The following is an 18,456-nucleotide window of genomic DNA, read 5'->3' as shown; positions in this document are numbered from 1 at the left end:
GGCAGGGAAGGTCGCAAGCCGGGGCCGTAGTGTGGCTGAGAGGCTATACGGCGGGAAGCTCCCCACGCTTCACCGCGTCCGTGAACGCGCTCCACGCGGCCGGGGAGAAGGTCAAGGCAGGCCCGTGCGGGTCCTTGCTGTCCCGGACAGGGATCACGCCATCGCTTGCAAAGGTTCGGGCGAACTCGACGCACTGACCGCCGTTGGCGTTGCTGTAACTGGACCTCTCCCAGCGCGCGGCAGAGCGGTCGAACGGGACACTCATGGCTTGAACTCCTTAGCGGTTCTGATCATGTCCAGCGACTTGGCTGGACTTGCGGCCGTCGCGCGCAGTTGATCGTACGTAGCCATCAGGCTAGCCACTGTGTCCGGAGCGTCTACGGTCTGGCCAGCGATCGGAGTATCGGCGTACCCGATCGGGGCTCGCTTCCCAAAGGTCAGAACGGTGAAGCTCTCGGCCGCCGCTGGAGCACCGTCCTTGAACGGCAAGACCTGAAGGGTGACGTTCGGCGATTCAGCCATCATTAGCAGGTGGTCTAGCTGGTCCTCCATGACACCCGGCCCGCCCACTTTCGTTCTGAGTACCGCTTCACCGAGAATCACCCACAACAGTGGTGGATTTTCTCGATCCATGACCTCGCGGCGTGCTAGTCGTAGCTCCACCCGCCCCTTGATGAGGTCTGTGCCCTCTCGTGGGTGTCCGGCCTGGAAAACCGCCGTTGCGTATTCCGGGGTCTGAAGTATCCCCATGATCACGGTTGTTGAGAAGTCCAGGATGCTCGTTGCGTGCCGCTCCAACTCCAGGTACGGCACGAACCAGTCGGGATGTCCCTCGGTGGCTAGCCTCTCGCGAAGGCGCACATACACGCCCGGTGTCCCGGCTACACGGTCTAACGCTTCTGCGAACTTCAAAGAGGCAAAGAGACTACCGCTCTCCACCTTGCTGATCGCAGACTGTTGATAGTGCAGCGCGCTGGCGAACTCGCCTTGAGACATGCCCAGAGCAGTCCGGAGGGCGCGCGCCTCCCTGCCGAAGTATGCAGCGGGGCTTGGCGGGGCGGCTGACGGCTCTACCGGCTCCTCGTTCATCGGTTCCTCCTCCATTCATGGCAACGCCCCTATATTCCAGGGGCGTTGGAATGTGGCGCATGGCCTTGGAATGGTCCTACCCCTGTTCATCGTACGCGCTTGCCGTCACGGTTGAAGCACAGTCAGTAACCCCCTCTCGAACCGAGGTGCACCCGTGAGCACGCCCCCCGCCCCCATCGTGCCGTCCCCCCGTCGGCCGCGCATAGACGGTCGTCTCGTCGCTGCTCGGGAGGCGGCGCGGCTCAAGATCGCTCTCGCGCGGCGGGGACACAACAACGTGTCGGTGGAGCCGGAGGTAGCGAAGGACGGTCGCCCGGTTGTGACGGTCCGTCTGGACCCGCTTCAGGCGCGGCGACTTGTGGAGGAGGCGGAGCGGTGACCGGCTGGACGCCTGCGGTCGGTGAGCCCGTGCGAGACGTGGCAACGGGCCGCGTGGGGGAGTTTCGGGCCCTCGATCGCGGGTGGGTCTTCCTGCGCCCTCTTGGCGGTGGGCGCGAATGGAAGACGGACCTTGAGAACGTGGAGCAGATAAGTCAATCGGAAGTCTTGAGCGCCCGCGTAGCTGTGGCGAATGGGCGTAGCCGGAAGGGAATCACCGAGTGACCCGCGCAGTAATCCGAGATCTATTCTGGGCAGTTTGCCGGGACTCGGCAAAGCCGCGAACCTGGGAGGCTGCTTGCACGGCCTGTCATGAAGAGTCTGACGCTTGCTTCAGTGAAGAAGATCTCGCCATGTGGATCTTCGGCCACTCGCGGGAGACAGGACATTCAGAGTTCGCTCGGTCGCAGGCGGATTACGTGAATGTCACGTCGCGGAAACTCGCCCCCATCGTGCGGCCGGTGCGCCACGTTGACGGAGAGGAGAGCGGCGCATGATCGCCTGGGTTGAGCGATTAGCAGGAACTACTTTTCTGGCTGCCACTTTCGGATTTTCCGGGGTGCTGATCGGCTGGTTTCTTCACCGACTCTAGATGACTCCCACCCTGTATCGGATGGCCTTTCCGGTGCTGCCGTGAATTGATCCCGATACAGGGAGGGGTGCCAAAATCTGCCTCAGGAATTGAGCCGCTACGGCGGTCGGGCGGATCACTCGAAGGATGAATCTCCAGGAAGGATAGCCATGGAGCCGTGGGTTCTGAGAGGGTGTGACCACGACTGGGTGGGGTGGAGTGGTAAGTGGCGTTGCCGGAAATGCGGGGCAACGCTGCAAGGATAGCGGCTAGCTGCTGGTGGGAGGGGCTTGAGTGGTCAGGCCCCTCCCACCGCTGGAGGGGAGGATGTGTTGATCACGCGAGTTACCTGGGGTGAGCTGCCCGCGTGTCTGCGTGATTCCGTCGAGAGGCACACGGGGAAGGTGATGCACGCTGAGGTGATTTCTACCGGGCTCAATTGTTCGGCAGCCTTTAAGGTGACCACCGAAAAGAATGGAACGCTTTTCCTGAAGGGGGTCCGCAAGTCTGATGGAGTGGGTCTTGACGGCCTGCGGAACGAAGAGGCCGTCAATCAGGTCGTCGCCGGTATTGGGCCGGTGGTCCTCTACAGGTTCGACGTGGAAGACTGGTACTGCCTGGCCTTCGACTTCATCGAGGGGAGTCACGCGGACCTGAGCCCCGGTTCTGGGGATCTGGATTCTGTGCGTTCGGCGCTGAACAGAATGAGGTATCTGAGCGGTAACAGTTTTTGGCTGACCGACTCAGATATCCGCATTCCTCGGCTGTCGGAAAGGATGTGGGAACACCTGTCGGCGGATGGCGCCGCGCTGCTGGATGGGGAATCTCTCCTGCACACCGACACCAACCCGCACAACATCATGGTCTCCTCGCGAGACGGAAAGACGTACGTGGTCGACTGGGCAATGCCCGCGCGCGGCCCGGCCTGGGTGGACGCGGCCTATACAGCGGTACGACTCATGGAGTGCGGCCACGAGCCGCAAAGCGCTGTTGAATGGTTGGCTCCACTGGAGCATTGGAAGCAGGCTAACCCGAGGGCGGTAGCGGCTTTCGTGGATGCGGTCTGTCGCCAAACCTCGGCAGCCTTGGGCGAACGCGGCGCGGAGTCGAGTAACAAGCGGTTCCGCGCATTGCTCGGCTTCCCACATCAGGTGCCGTTCCCGGCCCCTCGTCATCCGCCCCGCCGCGCCTGACATCTTCGGCTCAATCGCGCCCCGTCCGTGACCGCTTCAACCGGCCACGAGCGGGGCGCTTTGCTATTCCCCGGGTCTCCCGCAGAAAGCACTCCCTGAACCGAACGGGCCTCAGCCACGGACAGTCAGCCACGGCGGCGGGTGCGGCGATCGGGCTGGCGCGCGTGTGCGCGGCGTACCCCCACCGGCAGTAACCACTGTGCCGGTCTCTGACGGGTGCTCGTACGGCCGTTGGTGCGCTCCGGGCTCGGCCTGTGGCGGTGCTTGGGCGGCTGCGAGTACGCCCGCGTTTCCAGGTGGGGCACGGGCCGCCCCCTCAGCCACGGTGCCGTGACCGGTCCCCGCTGGGTCCGTAGGCCGGCCGCGCCAGCGGCCTGCCGACAGGTGCAGAAAGCCGCTTGACCTGTACTGATCCGCCTCGGCCGACGCGCGGTCGCCGACTGCGGGAGCTGGGGCCGCTGCGCCCTCGGGGCATCCTGCCGCGCTGTGGGGGAGCGCGGGGGCGCCGCGGGGCCAGCGTCGGGAGACCGGCCTTCAACTTCCCCGCAACTTCCCTGCTTGTCATAACAACGTGTTGACCGCTTCACCGGGGAAGTTGCATGCTGGCCATCCGGACCGGTTCCGCAAGGGGGCTGGTCGGCCAAGGGGAGAGGTATGCCCATGTGCAATCTGACGGCTCGTCACCCGGTGCGGGTGGCGCTCGTGACGGCGGCTGCGGTCGCGGCGTCGGTCCTGGGGGTCTCGGTCGCGTCGGCGGACTCCGAGTCCCCCGGGCTGGGGTCGGCGGCGGTCGCCGGGCCGCTGGCGGATGCGGCCTCATACGGGGACGTCGGTTCGCTCTCGACCGTGGAGGTGGACGGCCTGCGGCTGCGTGGCGGCCCGAACCTGAACGGCGTCATACAGGGGCTGCTGTGGACCGGTGACACGGTGCAGGCGGTTCCCGGCTCGCTGATCACTCAGGACGGGGTGACGTGGCAGGAGGTCACCCTTCCCGGCGCCAGCGCGGGCGGCCTGGCGGCAGGGGCTGAGGGGTGGGTGGACTCGGACTACCTGTCCGCCAACTCGCAGTGGCCGGTGACCGGTCACACGCTGTCGCAGTGACGCTCTTTCAGATCGGCCAACTTGTCATGTTAACCGGGTAACCGGTGGACATGACGACACCACAAGCGGGCGGCGCGGCGCTGGGACAGTCCCCGGCGCCGTGCCGCCACGCGGGAGGAAAGTCATGATCGGTCACAAGCGTGTAACGGCTTTGGCCACTGGCATATTCGCCATGGCGGCGATCGTCACGGCCGGAACGGGAACTGCGGACGCCTCAACCGGTGTCGGAATTCGGCCAGGTGCCCATGCGTCCGACGTGTACGACACGGAGATCAGCGGCAACGGGGTGCGGCTCCACTACGGCTCGCCGAGTGGTCCGGTGGAAGGGCTGCTGTACCGGGGCGACCCGGTGGAAGTGCTGGTCACGTCCGGAACTTGGAGTCGTGTTTACCTGACAGTACGGAGTCGGGGCGGCCTGCACGAGGGCTCGGCTGGGTGGGTGTCGAACGCCTACCTCTACTGCAAGCCCAGCACGCCAACTGGGGGCGTGTGCGGCATGTAGAACTGGGCTAACCGGCTGCTCAGACGGCGATTTGACGGCCCCTTCCCCCATCTCGACACGGGGGGAGGGGCCGCGCGCGCCGGGGCGAATGAGCGTACGATTCATGGCCTCCCTGGACCCGGAGCGCATTGGCCGGTTACAGAGAGTGCTATGACGCCATTCCAGAACGTGGCCGAACCAATCCGGACCGCGAGCCTGATGGCGTGTCAGGAAGGACAGGCAAGAGGGGGCGCGGGAGCGTGACGGACGTGGGTGGACCGGACGAGTGCGGTACTGAGCCTGAGCTGATCGTGGATGACCAGAAGGCGGCGGAGCACGGTTACGCGACGGGGTGGGCGGAAGCGGTGGCTGGTGCACGGGCGCTGAACCGCGCGCTGCCCGCACCGTTACGTGGCCGGGTGCGAGCTGTCGCCTGGGTTTCCCACGACGGCTGCGGCGCCGTGCAGCTCTCTGCCTCGGATGCCGATGCGCTGGCCGGCTGGCTCTCCGACCACGCTGCATGACCACGTGCACGAACCGAGAGGGGATGACATGGACGACTGGAAGACTCGCAAGGGACACCGGGTCTGGGTGGAGCAGACGGCGCGCGGTGACTTCCTGCGCTGCGACGGGTGCGGGGCCCGGCGGCTGATCACGGGTGTCAGCCCGAGTGCCTTCACGGCTCGGGCTCACGCCCGGGAGTGCACTAAGGGCCGGTGAGATCGCCTCGGCCCTCGACCTGATCAACGCAGAAGCCCCCGCTGCGCGGCGGGGGCTTCGTCGTGCTCGGGGTCGGCTCCTGGTGTGCGCGCCGTCGTGCGGACGCCCGCCCGGACCGACGGAACGCCGCAGCCGGGCGGGCGTCCGCACGACGGCGCGCGCCGACAGGCGCGCGCCCTTGAGCCAGTGAAGAAAATCTACGCAGCGGTCACTTCGGCCGGGCCGGGGCGCGGGTGGCGGTGATCGGGAAGGCGAGGTGCGTGCGGGCGGCCGAAGCGGACAACTGCTCATGGATGAGCGGCTGGTCATCGGCGTGGGTGACGCGGTGCGTGATCAGAATCGGGCCGTGCTCGGGCATGCTCAGGGCCGACAGTTCGGACGGCAGGCTCGGACGAGCGGTGACGTACTCGGTCCAGCCCAGGGAGAGCCCTGCGGCAGAAAGCATGTCGTAAATCTGCTCGACTGGCGCGGCCGGGGAATCGAGAACGGCCGGTGCGGTCTCGACGAGATCGCCGGGCAGAGTCAGCCGGTGCAGCAGCACCCCACCGGCCGGATCTGTCAGGGTCCGGTCTACCGCCATGCCGCCCTCGCCTCGCTCTGGGTCCCGGCCCAAGTAGGCGGCAGCATCACCGCTGATGCCGACGCGGCTCACGACCGGTTCACCGACCTGCCTCAGGTCGTCCGTCAGAACCAGGTGCTTGCCCCTGCGGTGGACGGCACGGCTCACGGTGGCGGCTTCGCGGGCGCCCGCCCAGTCCCGAACGAAGGTCCCCCTCCCCTGGACGCCCTGCACAAGACCCTGGTGGCTCAGCTCGTTCAACGCGGCGCGGATCGTGGTCTTGCTGATCCCGTACTCCTTGAGCATCTCCGCCTCAGTCGGGATGCGCGTGCCGGGCGGCCACTCTCCGGACATGATGCGGTCGGACAGCAGCCTTGCTAGCTGCATATACCGGGCGTCTGACGGCTGTTCGAGCATCAAGGCGAGTCCCCTATCACTGGTATCGACTTCAGCGGTGAACACACTAACCGGTTGTTACTACAACCCCCAGAGGGCGACTTCACCGGGGAACTGGACAACTTCACCGGGGAACTAACTTGTAATGACAACGCGTTAACACTACAAGTTGCCGACTCAAGGACGGTGAACATGCTCAAGCCAGTGGACACATCCCGGCTCGAAGTGGCGTTGTGCCTGGTCGCGCCGCGTATGCGGACTGATCAGGCGGGCCAGCCGCGCAAGGATCGAGACGGCGTGACGCAGTGGGTGACGTCGGTCGCGGTGACGGTCAACAACGGTCGTAGGGCTGACTCCGACGTGATCGATGTGGTGGTGCCCGGTGAGCCACAGGGGATCACCGCCGGTATGCCGGTGGCTCTGGTGGACCTGTGGCACAACGACTGGGCCATTGACGGGCGGTCGGGCGAGTCGTGGTCGGCGGCGGCCATCACCCCGGCCGGGACGGCGGCAGGCTCCTCCTCGCCTGCGGCTCGCAGCAAGAGCGGGGGCGGTGACGCGTGAGGAGGGACCGGGACGAGTTCGACGGGCTGATAGGCCACCTGCTCTCGACCCTCGCCGTACTGCGGGGGACGGAAGCGCTGCTGTCCGTCATGGAGGACACCCGTGAGCAGGAATACCTGCTCGCCCTGGTCGGCAGGCACGCCGAGGACGCGTCGGCGACCGCGCGGCTTCTGCTGGCCCGGATGCAGGCGGGCCGGGGAGGTGAGGAATGGTGGCGCACCTGATACCCGTCGCGCTGCTGGTCCTGGCGGGGCTTGCCTATCTCACCCGCAAGCGGTGGGCGCCCCGCCTCGCCCGGCGCGGCCTGGACGTGCGCACGGTGCCGTGGCGGTGGCTGCTGGTCGGCTACCCGGTCACTGCCGTACGCATGAGGGTGACGTGGCGTCAGACGGCGCTGATCGCTCAGCTGTCGATCTCCCGTCGCGGGAACCAGCGCGTGTTGGGCGGGGTCGCGGTCTCGGGGACGGCCCTGCGGCAGTCCCCACCTCGACTTGGTGTCCCCCGGCCCACCCGTGACGGCCTGGTGGTGCGCGTCGCCCTCCACCCCGGCCAGACACCCCGGCCCTTCCTGCAAGCGGCGGAAGCGCTCGCGCACGCCTGGCGGGTCTACTCCGTGCGCGTCACCTCCCCTGCCCGGGGAGAGGTGGTGATGACGGTCACCGCACAGGACCCCCTGGCCGGTGACGACCCGTCAGGTAAGCGGCGTGAGGTCCCGGTGCTGACGGCGCCGGTCGGTCGCCTGGAGCAGGGAAGGCCCTGGATCGTCAGTCTTCTGATGGTGCCTCACTGGCTGGTGGTCGGCACTACCCGGTCCGGCAAAAGCAACTGGATCAACGCCCTGGCGCTGGCGCTGGCGCCTCAGCCGGTCGCCCTGGTCGGCGTGGACCTCAAGGGCGGTCTCGAACTCGCCCCGTGGGCGGCCCGGCTGTCGGCGCTGGCGGTCACCCGGGCCGAGACCCGCTCGGTGCTCGGCGCCCTGGTGGATGAGCTGGCCGACCGGATGGCGGTCTGCCGGGCGGCGGCCGTGCGGGACGTGTGGGAGCTACCTGATGCCGACCGGCCGGTGCCCATCGTGGTCCTGGTGGACGAGATCGCAGAACTGTTCCTGACGGACGGGTCCCGCGCGTCCAAGGAAGAGGCGACGGCCTGCGCAACCGCCCTACTGCGGATCGCCCAACTCGGTGCGGCCCTCGGCGTGCACCTCGTCGTGTCCGGCCAGCGCTTCGGTGCCGAACTCGGCCCCGGCGCAACCGCCCTGCGGGCCCAGCTCGCTGGACGGGTCGCCCACCGCACGGCCGATTCCCAGACGGCGGAAATGGCCCTCGGCGACCTGGCGCCCGACGCGATCGACGCCGCGCAGTCCATCACCACCGAGGAACAAGGGGTGGCGATCACCACGGACGGGGGCGTGTGGATGCGCGCCCGCTCCACCCTCGTCACCACCGAGGCGGCCCGGCAGACCGCCACCGACACCGCCGGGCTCCGGCAGGAACTCCCGCGCGTCACGGCAGTACTGGCGCCCGCCCTCGACCTGGACAAGGAAGGAGGTGCGTAAGGATGCATCCGAACTTCCCCACGATCTCTCAGGGGAACCTGTACGTCCTGGAGCTCGTCCTGGGCGTCGTCGTCTGGATGCTCGTGCGCTCCAAGGAACTCCGCGCATGGCACGTCACCGTGGTGGGGTTGTTCTTCTACGAGATCGCCTTCACCCCCGCTGGCTGGGGCGTCGGCTGGCTCGCCAACAGCATCTTGAAGGCGTTCCTGCCGTAACCGCCTGACGGCGTGAGCTTGAGCCGCTGTGCCCCTCGGCCATCCCGCCCGCACCTGGGCGCCGACCGTGGGGCACCGCGGCTCAAGCGTCCCCTCGCCGACACCCCGGCCCCGGCTCGAAGCCCGGCCACCGTGCCGGCCGCGCAGCGGCCTGCACAACGCCCCGCACTTGGCCCCTTCGCCAGCCCACCCCCACCAGCACGCCACCCTCGGAGGTTCGCAATGCCCGGCACGCCCGCCCCCGCGCGGCGCTCCGGGCTGCCCTCCCCCCTCACGATCGCCGACATGGTGCGCGTCGCCGAACGCCCCGACTTCCGGCGCTGGCTGACGCAGATGGAAGCGGTCGGCGGCTGCACACACCCCATCTACCTCGCGGGCCGAAGCGTCACCTTCGACCGCGCGACCGGCGCCGTGCTCCACGCGTACAGCACCCGCGACGAACCCGGCGAACGGCTGGCCGTGCGCTGCGGCAACCGGCGGACGGCCGTGTGCCCGACCTGCGCCCGCCTCCACTCCGGGGACACCTACCACCTGGTGCGGGCCGGACTCGCCGGAGGCAAAGGCATCACGTCGGCGGTCGCCACGCACCCCCGACTGTTCGTCACCCTGACCGCCCCGTCCTTCGGCCGGGTCCACCGTGCCGGAGGCTGCCACCCCTACCGCTCCGGCACCTGCGACCACGGGCGGCCCCTCGGCTGCGGCCTGGAGCACGAACCCACCGACCCCGCGTGCGGCCAGCCCGTGTGCCCCGACTGCTACGACTACGCCGGACACGCCCTCTGGCACGCCGCAGCCGGACGCCTGTGGAACCGGTGGTGCGACCGGGTACGACGCGGCCTCGCCCGCGCCGCAGGCGTCCCCGTCTCCCGCTTCCCCGAGGCGGCCCGGCTGTCGTTCGCCAAGGTCGCCGAGTACCAACGCCGCGCCGCCGTGCACCACCACGTGGTGGTGCGCCTCGACGGCCCCCAGGGGCCCGCTGACACTCCGCCCGCCTGGGCCACGACCGACGTGCTCACGCAGGCCGTGGAAGACGCCACACGGGCCGCCAGCGTCCCCCTGCCCTACTCGCCCGCCGTGGGGGACCGGACCGTCCGCTTCGGCCCGCAGATGGACGCCCACCCCATCCGGACCGGCATCGAGGACGGGGCAGTCACCGACGATGCGGTCGCCGCGTACATCGCCAAGTACACCAGCAAGAGCGCCGGGGCGAGCGGCGGCGCGGACCACCGCATCACCACCCCCGGGCAGATAGCGGCCGCCGCCGTCACCCCCCACGTACGCGCCCTCATGCGCGCTTGCTGGCGACTCGGCGGCCTCCCCGAATTCGCCGGGCTTCGCCTTCGCGCCTGGATACACACTCTCGGCTACCGGGGCCACATCCTCACTAAAAGCCGCGCCTACTCCACCACCTACGGTGCATTACGCGCCGAACGCGCGGAACACCGAAAGGGGTCGTTGGCAGGCGACAAGGCCCAGGTGACCGCAGCGGAATGGCGTTTCGTCGGTTCCGGGCTGACCCTCGGAGAGCAATGGTTCGCGAGATCGATACGAGAGTCACGCCAAAACAATCGCGAGAGTGCTACTGCGGCTAGGAATTTATCGGAGAATTCCTATGATCCCTGACGAAGAGAGAGAAGGGCAAGATTGGGAGTGGGCCAGGAAGATGGTCCGCAAGTCTCCCCCATGGTCTGACGCGAAATGGAAGACCATGAATTCACTTCTAAGGCTAAATTTCGTGACACAGAAGGAAAATGGTCACCCTTCCGAATGAAGGGTGACCATCATGTCAATCAGCGAATACAGGAACAAGCCGGTTCCTCACAGGAACTCTCGCCCCCTTTCCTACCGGAAGCACGATGATGGCCGCAAAGGCACGGCCAAGGTAGGCCCGACGCTCCTCCATAGTGATATCCGGCCGGTCCCATTCCTTTTCCATGTCAAACCCTGGGCGGATTGGCCGGTTCTTGCGCTCCCACGCGTTGCGCTCGCGCATAAGCTGTGACTGTCGCGCTTCACATTTGGCCAGCATACGATAAAAGAGGCTGGCGCTGATTTTTCCTCTGGAACGCGCTGCTTCTGCCTCCTGCATGTCTTCCTCGACTCGCTTAAGCTCCTGCTCTTTAGGCCACTTTTCCGGAAGCGGCTCAGCCGCGCGTGCCGCCTTTTCTTGGAGGTGCTTCGCAATGACAAGCTTCCGTACCAGCTCGTCCGTCTCCGGCCCCGGTATTGCTACTCCACCACATCCGCGCCCTGTAGTGCTCGCGGCACACTGGTATATGAAATAATCGGGCGACTTATTCCTCGACTTCGGCGCCTTAGTCGTCCGCAATTTGGCATTGCACTTTCCGCACCGCAGAGTTCCCGTGCCCAGGTACCTTCGCGTGTTGTAGTCAAGGTCTATCTCTGTGGGCGCTGACATCAATATCGGACATAGCTCCTTCCACTCCGCAACCGTAAGAATGGCCTCCTGCTGACCCTTAACATAGTTGCCATCCTCGTCGTATACGGGTTCAGTGACGCGCTTCTGTTTTCCTGTCACCGGATTGGTTCGGTATACGGCGCGGGCACGCAGACCTGCGATTCGAGGACTTGTCATTACGTGAACGAATGAGTTCTCGGTCCACTTCTTGCCGTTGGCAGATAAATATCCGGCCTGATTCCATCGGGCTATTGCCCCGTACTTACCGATACGGCGCCCTATCAGATCTAGCGCCGTTTCTCGCATTCGGGCAGACTCTTCGGGGTCCTTGGTCCGTCGATCTTCCTGCCATCCGTACGGCCTCGGACCCCCACCCGGAATTCCATTTCTCTGCAATGCCTGGTGCTTTCGCGCCACCCGACGAGAAGTATCCGCCGATTGCTTGTTGGCAATCGCCACGGCAATCCGCGCCACAACCCGACCATTATCCGTCAGGAGATCGAGCGTGCCAGTAATGTCGAGTATCGGCCGGAAGGAGTGAACCACGACATCAATGGCGTCTTCTAGGTCACGGTTATCCCGAGTGAGCCTGTCGATGTCGTACACAACTAGCCCATCAACCTCTTCTCCTATCTCTTCAATTACCCCCTTCCTCAAGTCATCTAGTGCACCCTTGTAAACTGGGCGCACGACCCGGTAACCCCAGTTGCCATCCGGAAGCTGAACCCTGCGACGCTTCCATGCTGACGTATCGGGCTCAACGTAGACGTGGATAAGGCGCCCGCCGCGCTCTTCCACAAAGGTTTTAGCGTCAATGGTTTGCTCTGCGGTGCTCTTGATGTCTCGCCCAGTTAAAAAACGCTTGGCCTCTGGGGAGTCATCAAGTTGCCCATCCGCCTCTTCGGTTGATAGCCGAACGAGGGCGGCAATCCTCATTCCTTCCAGTCGGCCCCAACGCGCTCGCTCTACCAGGTTCTTGCCCTCGATGTAGGTCATACATAGAAACGTACTCCGTTGAAGCACTGTGGGAATTGTCTCGTCAACTACACCACCGACCCGGTCTTCCGCGCGAGCCTGCCCCGGCCGCCGGAGGAGGACCCGCAAGGGGCGGTGCTGCGCTGGACGCAGGTCTTCGGCAACCCGCTCACCTGGGACGACCTGCCCTGGCTGCGTTCGCTCACCCGACTGCCGCTGATCGTCAAGGGGTTGTGCCATCCGGAGGACGTGCGGCGGGCGAAGGACCTCGGCGTGGACGGCGTCTACTGCTCCAACCACGGTGGCCGTCAGGCCAACGGCGGCCTCGCGGCGCTGGACGCGCTGCCCGGCGTGGTCGAGGCGGCGGACGGACTGCCCGTGCTCTTCGACTCCGGGGTGCGTTCCGGCACGGACGTCGTCAAGGCGCTCGCCCTCGGCGCGACCGCGGTCGGCATCGGCAGGCCCTACGCGTACGGGCTGGCGCTGGGCGGGACCGACGGGGTGGTGCACGTGCTGCGCTCGTTCCTGGCCGAGGCCGACCTGCTGATGGCGGTCGACGGCTATCCCACGCCGGACGCGCTCAGGAGGGACGCGCTGCGTCCGGTGCCGGGAGGCACAGGGTGACCACGAGGCCGCCGGTGGACGGCGCCCGCAGTGCGACCCGGCCGCCGTGCGCCTCGGTGACCGCCCGCACGATGGACAGGCCCAGGCCCGTGCCGTCCGCGCGGCCGGAACGGGTGTGGCGGCCGCGGTGGAACGGCTCGAACAACTCGTCGGCCGTGCCCTCGTCCAGCACCGGGCCGTCGTTGCGCACGACCAGCTGCGCCTGACCGGACTCCGTGCGGCGGGTGGTGACGCTCAGCAGGCCGCCGTCGCGGTTGTACTTGACCGCGTTCTCCACGATGTTGCCGACCGCGATGCCCAGCAGCGCCACGTTGCCGCGCACCGGCGCCGGAGGCAGGTCGGCGGTCAGGCGCAGGCCGCGTTCCGCCCGCCGGGCCGCGACCTGGTCCAGCGCCTCGGCGGCGAGGTCGGCGAGGTCGTCCACCTCGTACTCCGTCATCCGCTGCTCGGAGCGGGCCAGGACCAGCAGCGCGTCGGTGAGCCGCTGGGCGTGGTGGGTGGACTGGCTGACGTCCTGCGCCATCGTGCGCCACTGCTCCTCGGTGACGGCGGGCTTGGCGAGGGTGACCTCGACGGCGGCCCGGGTCAGCGCGAGCGGGGTGCGCAGCTCGTGGCTGGCGTTGGCGACGAAGCGGCGCTGCGCGGCGAACGCGGCGTCCAGCCGCTCCAGCATCCGGTCGAAGGTGTCGCCCAGCTCCTTCAACTCGTCGGGCGGACCGGGCAGGTTGAGGCGTTCGTGCAGCGTGGTGCCGGTGGCGCGGCGGGCGGCGGCGGTGATCGCGGCGATCGGCCGCAGCATCCTTCCCGCGATCCACCAGCCCAGCAGCGCCGACACCGCGACCACCACCAGCAGCAACACCAGCGCGATCCGCAGCAGATGGGAGGCGGCGGCGTCTCGGATCTGGTCGCTGAGGCCCACGAAGTGGTCGTGGTCCGGGTCGAGGCGGCTGGGGATCTCGCTGTCGGGCAGCGGCTTGAACAGCAGGTGGTAGAACGCGGTCGTCATCGCCAGCACCAGCACGCCGCCGCCGAGGGTGAACAGGCCCGCGTAGATCAGGGTGAGCCGGGTCCTGATGGTCAGCGCGGGCTTGCGGACGCGGCCCGCGAGACGGCGCAGATACGCCGACGGGCCCGCGGGCGGCGGGGATTGCGGTCGGGCTCTCCGCGGGGACGTCATGGCCGCGCGATCCGGTATCCGGCGCCGACCACCGTCTCGATGGGATCGGGGGCGCCCAGCTTGCGGCGCAGCCGGTTGACGGTGACCCGGACGGTGTTGGTGAACGGGTCGGCGTGCTCGTCCCACGCCCGCTCCAGCAGTTGTTCCTGGCTGAGCACGGCGCCGTCCGCCGCCAGCAGCAGCCGCAGCACGGTGAACTCCTTCGCGGTGAGCGCCACCGGCCGGCCGGCGCGCAGCACGACGCGGCGCAGGGTGTCCATGGTGATGTCGCCGTCCCCCCAGGTCAGCACCGCGCTGTGGGAACGGCCGCGGCGGCCGAGCGCCTGCACGCGCAGCACCAGCTCGGCGAACGAGAACGGCTTGCCCAGGTAGTCGTCGGCGCCCAGCGTCAGCCCGTCGACCCGGTCGTCGGTGCCGGACAGGGCGGTCAGCATGAGGATCATCGGCGCGTCGGCCCGCCCGGACAGCGCCCGGCACACGTCGTCGCCGGACAGCCCGGGCAGGTCGCGGTCGAGGACGAGGACCTGGTAGCCCTCGCTGACGTCGAGCTTGTGCAGGGCGTCGGCGCCGTCGTGACTGACGTCGACGGCCATGCCCCGGTCGCGCAGCCCCTCGGCGATCCGGGCGGCCAGGCGTTCCTCGTCCTCCACGACCAGAATGCGCATGCTGTCATCCTCCGTCAGGACCGGACGAGGCGGCAGCCGGGGCGGCGGCGCGAGACGTACCGGGGCTGTCACGACCGTCGAGGCCGTCGAGGCGGCGCACCCGCCCGGCCGGGTCCACGGTGAGCGACCAGTAGCCGTCCCGCCGGGCCAGCGCCTCCAGCCAGGCGTGCGCGTCGTCCACGTCGGCGGCGGTGGCCGCCCTCGCCATGGCCGCGGTGGCGTAGCCGTCGGCCAGCGCGAGGTCGGGACCGACGACGGTGACCTGCGCGAGCCCGGCGGCCGGGCGCCCGGTGCCGGGGTGCCACACGTGGCGGCCGCGTTCCGCCGTGCCCGAGGTGGCCACCGCGGCGTCGCTCAGCGGCAGCACCGCCAGCACGCCGCCGGGCCGGTGCGGATCGGTCACGCCCACCCGCCACGGCCCGCCGCCCCAGCCGCCGCGCACCCGCACGTCGCCGCCCGCGTTGAGCGCGAACGCGGGCAGGCGTCGCGCGAGCAGGTCGGCGGCGCGTTCGGCGGCCCAGCCCTTGACCGCGCCGCACGGGTCGAAGCCCGGCGGATCCCCGACCGCCCAGGCGTCGAACGCGCCGCCGCTGTCCGCGTGCAGCCGCTCGCACAGCCGCAGGACCTCGGTCAGCAGCGGCCCTTCCGGGTGTCCGGGCAGGTCGGCGGTGCGCAGGCGGCCGTCCCTGATCCGGCTGACCGGGCTGTCCGGCCGGTACGGGGAGAAGACCTCGTCCATCCGCCGCAGTTCGCCGAACGCCTCGCGCGCGGCGGCCCGGAACGCCTCCGCGCCGACCGCGGCGGGCGCCGCGAGCGAGACGACGGTGCCCATGACGTGGGTGACGGCGCTGCGCGGCGGGCCCGGTGAGGGGCGGCCCGCGGGGCTCATCGGCGGGCCGCGTCCAGGGCGGCCTGGAGGGAGCGGGCGTATCCGCCGGAGGTGTAGGTCGCGCCGGAGACCACGTCGATGTCGGCGCTCCCGGCGGCCAGCGCCTCCGACCTGAGCACCGGCAGCGCGTAGGCGTCGATCTGGTCGCTGCGGCCGCCGTGCGTCTGCTGGAGCACGGTCACGTCGGTGAGCTTGCCGCCGCGCACGACGGCCTCGACCTGGACGGTGCCGTAGGGGGTGTCTTCCGCGGCACCGGTGAAGGTGCCGGTGGCGGCGGCCGGGGTCGTCGTGGTCCTGGTCGAGGTCGCGGGGGCGGGGGCGGGCGTGGTGCCGTCAGGGGTGCCCTTCTCGGTCCCCTTCGCGACGCCCGGATGCGTCCCGGCGGCGCGGTCGGCGCCGGTCAGTGCGGAGCGGGGCAGGCCGCCCGTCCCGGCCCTGACCCCGATCAGCAGCGCGACCGAGCAGCCGGTCAGCGCGAGGGCGGCGGTGGTCGCACGCATGGTGTCGTCCCTCCTCGGGGTCGTCGGGTGTCGGCGTCGGATGTCGTCGCGCGTCAGAACGCGAACGCCTCGGTGCGGATGCGGCGCGCGGGCACGCCGGCCCGGCGCAGTTCGGCTCGTACGAACGCGGTCCAGCCGGCCGGACCGCACAGGTAGACGTCGTGCTCGGCCAGCCCGGGGACCATCGCGCGCAGGCGGTCGGCACGCAGCGGGTCGCCGGACGGACCGCCGCGCGGGCCGACGACGGCGAGCAGGCCGAACCCGCGGGCCTGCGCGATCCGGCGCAGTTCGGCGTGGAGCACGAGGTCCTCGTCCCGGGAGGCACGCTGGACCAGCAGCACGCCGCCGTCGTGGTGGGCGCCGCCGTCATGGTGACCGGGGCCGCCCCTCGCCCGCGCGGGCAGCGTCTCGTACAGCGCGCGCAGCGGTGTGACGCCCGCACCGGCCGCCAGCAGCAGCACCGGCCTGGCCGTCCCGCGCCGCCACCGCGCGGTGAAGGTCTGCCGGGCGGTGAAGGTCCCCCGCGCGGTGAAGGTCGCCCGCCGGGCGGTGAAGGCCCCGTACGGCCCCTCGAACCACACGCGCGTGCCCGGCCGCAGCCGCGCCAGCGCCCCGCTCGCGTCGCCCAGCGCCTTCACGGTGATCCGCAGGGCGTCCGGGGTGGGCGCGGCCGACAGCGAGTAGGGGTGCGACTGCCACCACTGGCCGCGGGCGAGGAAGCGCCAGCGCAGGAACTGCCCGGCGCGCGCCCCCAGCCGGTCCAGGTCGCGCCCGGTGAGGTGGACGGAGACCACGCCCGGCCCCTCGGCGACCACCGCGGCCACCCGCACGCCGTGCCGCAGCGAGCGGTACAGCGGCAGCGCGAGGCGGAAGACCACGACGGCGGCGCCCACCACGACGTGCGCGGCCGACCACAGCAGGCGGTTGCGCGGGGAGGCGGAGAACTCCGTGCCGACCGCGAACTCGTGCGAGAACGCCAGCGCTGTCGCCGCGTACGCGAGCAGGTGGACGTGGTACCAGGACTCGTAGGCGACGCGGCGCCGCACCGCGCGGGCGGAGACCACCCCGATCAGGCCCAGCAGCCCGAGCGCGACCGCGGCGAGCCACACGTCGGTGTACCCGGTCACGACCGCCCAGGTCTCGGTCAGCGGGTCGGTGCGGCCCTGCCAGGCGTAGCCGCAGACGATCAGCGCGGCGTGCGCGAAGGCCAGGGCGACGGTGTACTCGCCGAGCGCGCGGTGCAGCCGGGCCACGGTGTCCGAGCCGATCCGGTTCTCCAGCAACGGCACACGGGCCATCAGGGCGACGAGGACCAGCAGGAGGTAGGCGGCGAGCAGCCCCGCGATCCGCCCGGCGGCGGTCAGGTCGGCCGCCGGGGAGTCCAGCGAGCCGGGGATGGTGTTCTGCCACCACACGAACGCCACCGGAAGCGCCCCCGCGACGATCAGGGCCGTCAGCACGAGCGGCATCGGCTCGCGGCGCTGCCGGGCGGGGCGCGGCGGCCCGGCCCGGTGCCGGGCGGACCGGGAGTCGGGGCGAGCGGACAGGACCAGCGGGTTGTCGCTCATCACGCCACCTCGGGCTGCGCCACCTCGGGCTGCGCCACGTCGGGCTGCGCCACGTCGGCGCGGGAGACGCCGAGGTAGGCGACGGACGCGGCGATCGCCACGGCCCAGGTGAGGCTGACCGGCCCGGTGCCCCAGCCCAGCCCGCCGCGGGAGGGGGAGACCGCCATCCAGTCGGCGAACGAGGCGCCCAGCGGACGGGTGACGACGTAGGCGGACCAGAAGGCGACGACCGGGTTGAGCCCGAGCCGCCGGTGCGCGAGCGCGGGCACCGCGATGACGACGGCGAACAGCAGGCCGGAGGGCAGGTAGCCCAGGTGCAGGGTGGTGGCGGTCAGGTCACCGGTGGCGGTGCCGAGCGCGAAGGTGGTGACGACGGTGGCCCAGTAGAACGCCTCCCGGCGCGGGGTGCGCACGCTGTGGATGGACAGCGTGCGTTCGCATGTGTGCCACAGGGCCAGGACACCGGCGAGCACGAGGGCGAAGCCGCAGGTGGAGGCGGCGTACGGGACGCCGAGGGCGACGTGCAGGGTGTCGGCGGCCATGGTGCCGAAGACGCTGACCGTGACGACGGCCGTCCAGTACACCGCCGCGATGTAGCGCCGCACGCGGAACTGCACGGCGAGCGCGACGGCGAACGCCACGCCCCCGATGCCGACCGCGAGCACGGGGTCCATGTGCTGGGCGAGGAAGTCGGAGGTGGCCTCCCCCATGCCGGTGGTCAGCACCTTGGTCACCCAGAAGGCGACGGTCACCTCGGGCACCTTGCTGAGCGCCCCGGAAGCCACCACGCCCCGCAGGGCCTCCTTCTCCACCACCC

The 18,456-nt window shown here is 69.4% G+C and carries 20 protein-coding genes and 1 pseudogene; 11 read left to right on the top strand and 10 right to left on the bottom strand.

The window, feature by feature from the left end:
- Positions 1-43: 43 nt before the first annotated feature.
- Complete coding sequence (locus K7472_RS18905; RefSeq protein ID WP_222979593.1) at positions 44-265, bottom strand: DUF397 domain-containing protein; 222 nt, start codon at positions 263-265, stop codon at positions 44-46.
- Positions 262-1,089: a helix-turn-helix domain-containing protein gene (locus K7472_RS18900; protein WP_222979591.1), complete on the bottom strand. Its 828-nt coding sequence runs from the start codon at positions 1,087-1,089 to the stop codon at positions 262-264. Before K7472_RS18900 ends, K7472_RS18905 begins: the two co-directional genes overlap by 4 nt.
- A gap of 599 nt (positions 1,090-1,688) precedes the next feature.
- Here K7472_RS18900 and K7472_RS33835 point away from each other — a divergent pair.
- The 5 genes from K7472_RS33835 (at position 1,689) to K7472_RS18880 (ending at position 5,337) form a co-directional block, all read left to right on the top strand.
- Positions 1,689-1,964, top strand: a complete 276-nt coding sequence (locus K7472_RS33835; protein WP_443729198.1) for a DUF7848 domain-containing protein — start codon at positions 1,689-1,691, stop codon at positions 1,962-1,964.
- A gap of 481 nt (positions 1,965-2,445) precedes the next feature.
- Entirely contained in the window at positions 2,446-3,231 is a 786-nt protein-coding gene (locus tag K7472_RS18895) for a phosphotransferase (protein WP_252395846.1), read from the top strand.
- A 660-nt stretch (positions 3,232-3,891) separates the two neighbouring features.
- Positions 3,892-4,332 (top strand): hypothetical protein, encoded by a 441-nt coding sequence (locus K7472_RS18890; protein WP_222979589.1) that lies wholly within the window; start codon positions 3,892-3,894, stop codon positions 4,330-4,332.
- 124 nt (positions 4,333-4,456) lie between these two features.
- The gene (locus tag K7472_RS18885; RefSeq protein ID WP_222979587.1) at positions 4,457-4,834 is read left to right on the top strand and encodes an SH3 domain-containing protein; all 378 of its coding nucleotides are present in this window, start codon (positions 4,457-4,459) and stop codon (positions 4,832-4,834) included.
- A 248-nt stretch (positions 4,835-5,082) separates the two neighbouring features.
- Complete coding sequence (locus K7472_RS18880; protein WP_222979585.1) at positions 5,083-5,337, top strand: hypothetical protein; 255 nt, start codon at positions 5,083-5,085, stop codon at positions 5,335-5,337.
- Positions 5,338-5,741: 404 nt separating this feature from the next.
- Here K7472_RS18880 and K7472_RS18875 read toward each other — a convergent pair whose 3' ends face one another.
- Positions 5,742-6,509 (bottom strand): GntR family transcriptional regulator, encoded by a 768-nt coding sequence (locus K7472_RS18875; protein WP_222979583.1) that lies wholly within the window; start codon positions 6,507-6,509, stop codon positions 5,742-5,744.
- A 165-nt stretch (positions 6,510-6,674) separates the two neighbouring features.
- Here K7472_RS18875 and K7472_RS18870 point away from each other — a divergent pair, with 165 nt between their 5' ends.
- The 5 genes from K7472_RS18870 (at position 6,675) to K7472_RS18850 (ending at position 10,445) form a co-directional block, all read left to right on the top strand.
- On the top strand, positions 6,675-7,052 hold the full coding sequence (locus K7472_RS18870; RefSeq protein ID WP_222979581.1) for a hypothetical protein: 378 nt from the start codon (positions 6,675-6,677) through the stop codon (positions 7,050-7,052).
- Positions 7,049-7,276 carry a hypothetical protein gene (locus tag K7472_RS18865; protein ID WP_222979579.1) on the top strand — a complete coding sequence of 76 codons (228 nt, stop codon included), beginning with the start codon at positions 7,049-7,051 and terminating at the stop codon, positions 7,274-7,276. The genes K7472_RS18870 and K7472_RS18865 overlap by 4 nt, the downstream gene beginning before the upstream one ends.
- The gene (locus K7472_RS18860) at positions 7,261-8,607 is read left to right on the top strand and encodes an FtsK/SpoIIIE domain-containing protein (protein ID WP_222979577.1); all 1,347 of its coding nucleotides are present in this window, start codon (positions 7,261-7,263) and stop codon (positions 8,605-8,607) included. Before K7472_RS18865 ends, K7472_RS18860 begins: the two co-directional genes overlap by 16 nt.
- 2 nt (positions 8,608-8,609) lie before the next feature.
- Positions 8,610-8,822: a hypothetical protein gene (locus K7472_RS18855; RefSeq protein WP_222979575.1), complete on the top strand. Its 213-nt coding sequence runs from the start codon at positions 8,610-8,612 to the stop codon at positions 8,820-8,822.
- A 222-nt stretch (positions 8,823-9,044) separates the two neighbouring features.
- Positions 9,045-10,445, top strand: a complete 1,401-nt coding sequence (locus tag K7472_RS18850) for a replication initiator (protein ID WP_222979573.1) — start codon at positions 9,045-9,047, stop codon at positions 10,443-10,445.
- A 163-nt stretch (positions 10,446-10,608) separates the two neighbouring features.
- Here the strand turns inward: K7472_RS18850 and K7472_RS18845 are convergent, their stop codons facing one another.
- A complete protein-coding gene (locus K7472_RS18845; protein ID WP_222979571.1) occupies positions 10,609-12,237 on the bottom strand; it encodes a recombinase family protein in 1,629 nt (542 codons plus the stop codon).
- 30 nt (positions 12,238-12,267) lie between these two features.
- On the opposite strand from K7472_RS18845, the pseudogene K7472_RS18840 reads away from it, so the two are divergent.
- A pseudogene (locus tag K7472_RS18840) lies at positions 12,268-12,840 on the top strand (alpha-hydroxy-acid oxidizing protein); the annotation flags it as partial.
- Here K7472_RS18840 and K7472_RS18835 read toward each other — a convergent pair.
- From K7472_RS18835 to K7472_RS18810, 6 genes are read right to left on the bottom strand one after another with little or no spacing between them, the layout of a single operon-like run.
- Positions 12,797-14,017, bottom strand: coding sequence for a sensor histidine kinase (locus tag K7472_RS18835; protein ID WP_222979569.1), 1,221 nt, complete (start codon positions 14,015-14,017; stop codon positions 12,797-12,799). The pseudogene K7472_RS18840 and the gene K7472_RS18835 sit on opposite strands and share 44 nt — an antisense overlap.
- Complete coding sequence (locus K7472_RS18830) at positions 14,014-14,682, bottom strand: response regulator transcription factor (RefSeq protein WP_222979567.1); 669 nt, start codon at positions 14,680-14,682, stop codon at positions 14,014-14,016. Before K7472_RS18830 ends, K7472_RS18835 begins: the two co-directional genes overlap by 4 nt.
- A 4-nt stretch (positions 14,683-14,686) precedes the next feature.
- The gene (locus tag K7472_RS18825) at positions 14,687-15,571 is read right to left on the bottom strand and encodes an FAD:protein FMN transferase (protein WP_222979565.1); all 885 of its coding nucleotides are present in this window, start codon (positions 15,569-15,571) and stop codon (positions 14,687-14,689) included.
- A complete protein-coding gene (locus K7472_RS18820; protein ID WP_222979563.1) occupies positions 15,568-16,071 on the bottom strand; it encodes an FMN-binding protein in 504 nt (167 codons plus the stop codon). Before K7472_RS18820 ends, K7472_RS18825 begins: the two co-directional genes overlap by 4 nt.
- Before the next feature lie 53 nt (positions 16,072-16,124).
- Positions 16,125-17,639, bottom strand: a complete 1,515-nt coding sequence (locus K7472_RS18815) for a ferredoxin reductase family protein (protein WP_222979549.1) — start codon at positions 17,637-17,639, stop codon at positions 16,125-16,127.
- On the bottom strand, positions 17,639-18,454 hold the full coding sequence (locus K7472_RS18810; protein ID WP_308013978.1) for a COG4705 family protein: 816 nt from the start codon (positions 18,452-18,454) through the stop codon (positions 17,639-17,641). The genes K7472_RS18815 and K7472_RS18810 overlap by 1 nt, the downstream gene beginning before the upstream one ends.
- Positions 18,455-18,456: the final 2 nt, after the last annotated feature.

It is taken from the genome of Streptantibioticus parmotrematis (assembly GCF_019890615.1).
Classification (GTDB): Bacteria; Actinomycetota; Actinomycetes; order Streptomycetales; family Streptomycetaceae; genus Streptantibioticus_D; species Streptantibioticus_D parmotrematis.
Note: the sequence above shows the minus strand (reverse complement) of the source record. Positions and strands in the feature narration are given on the sequence as shown.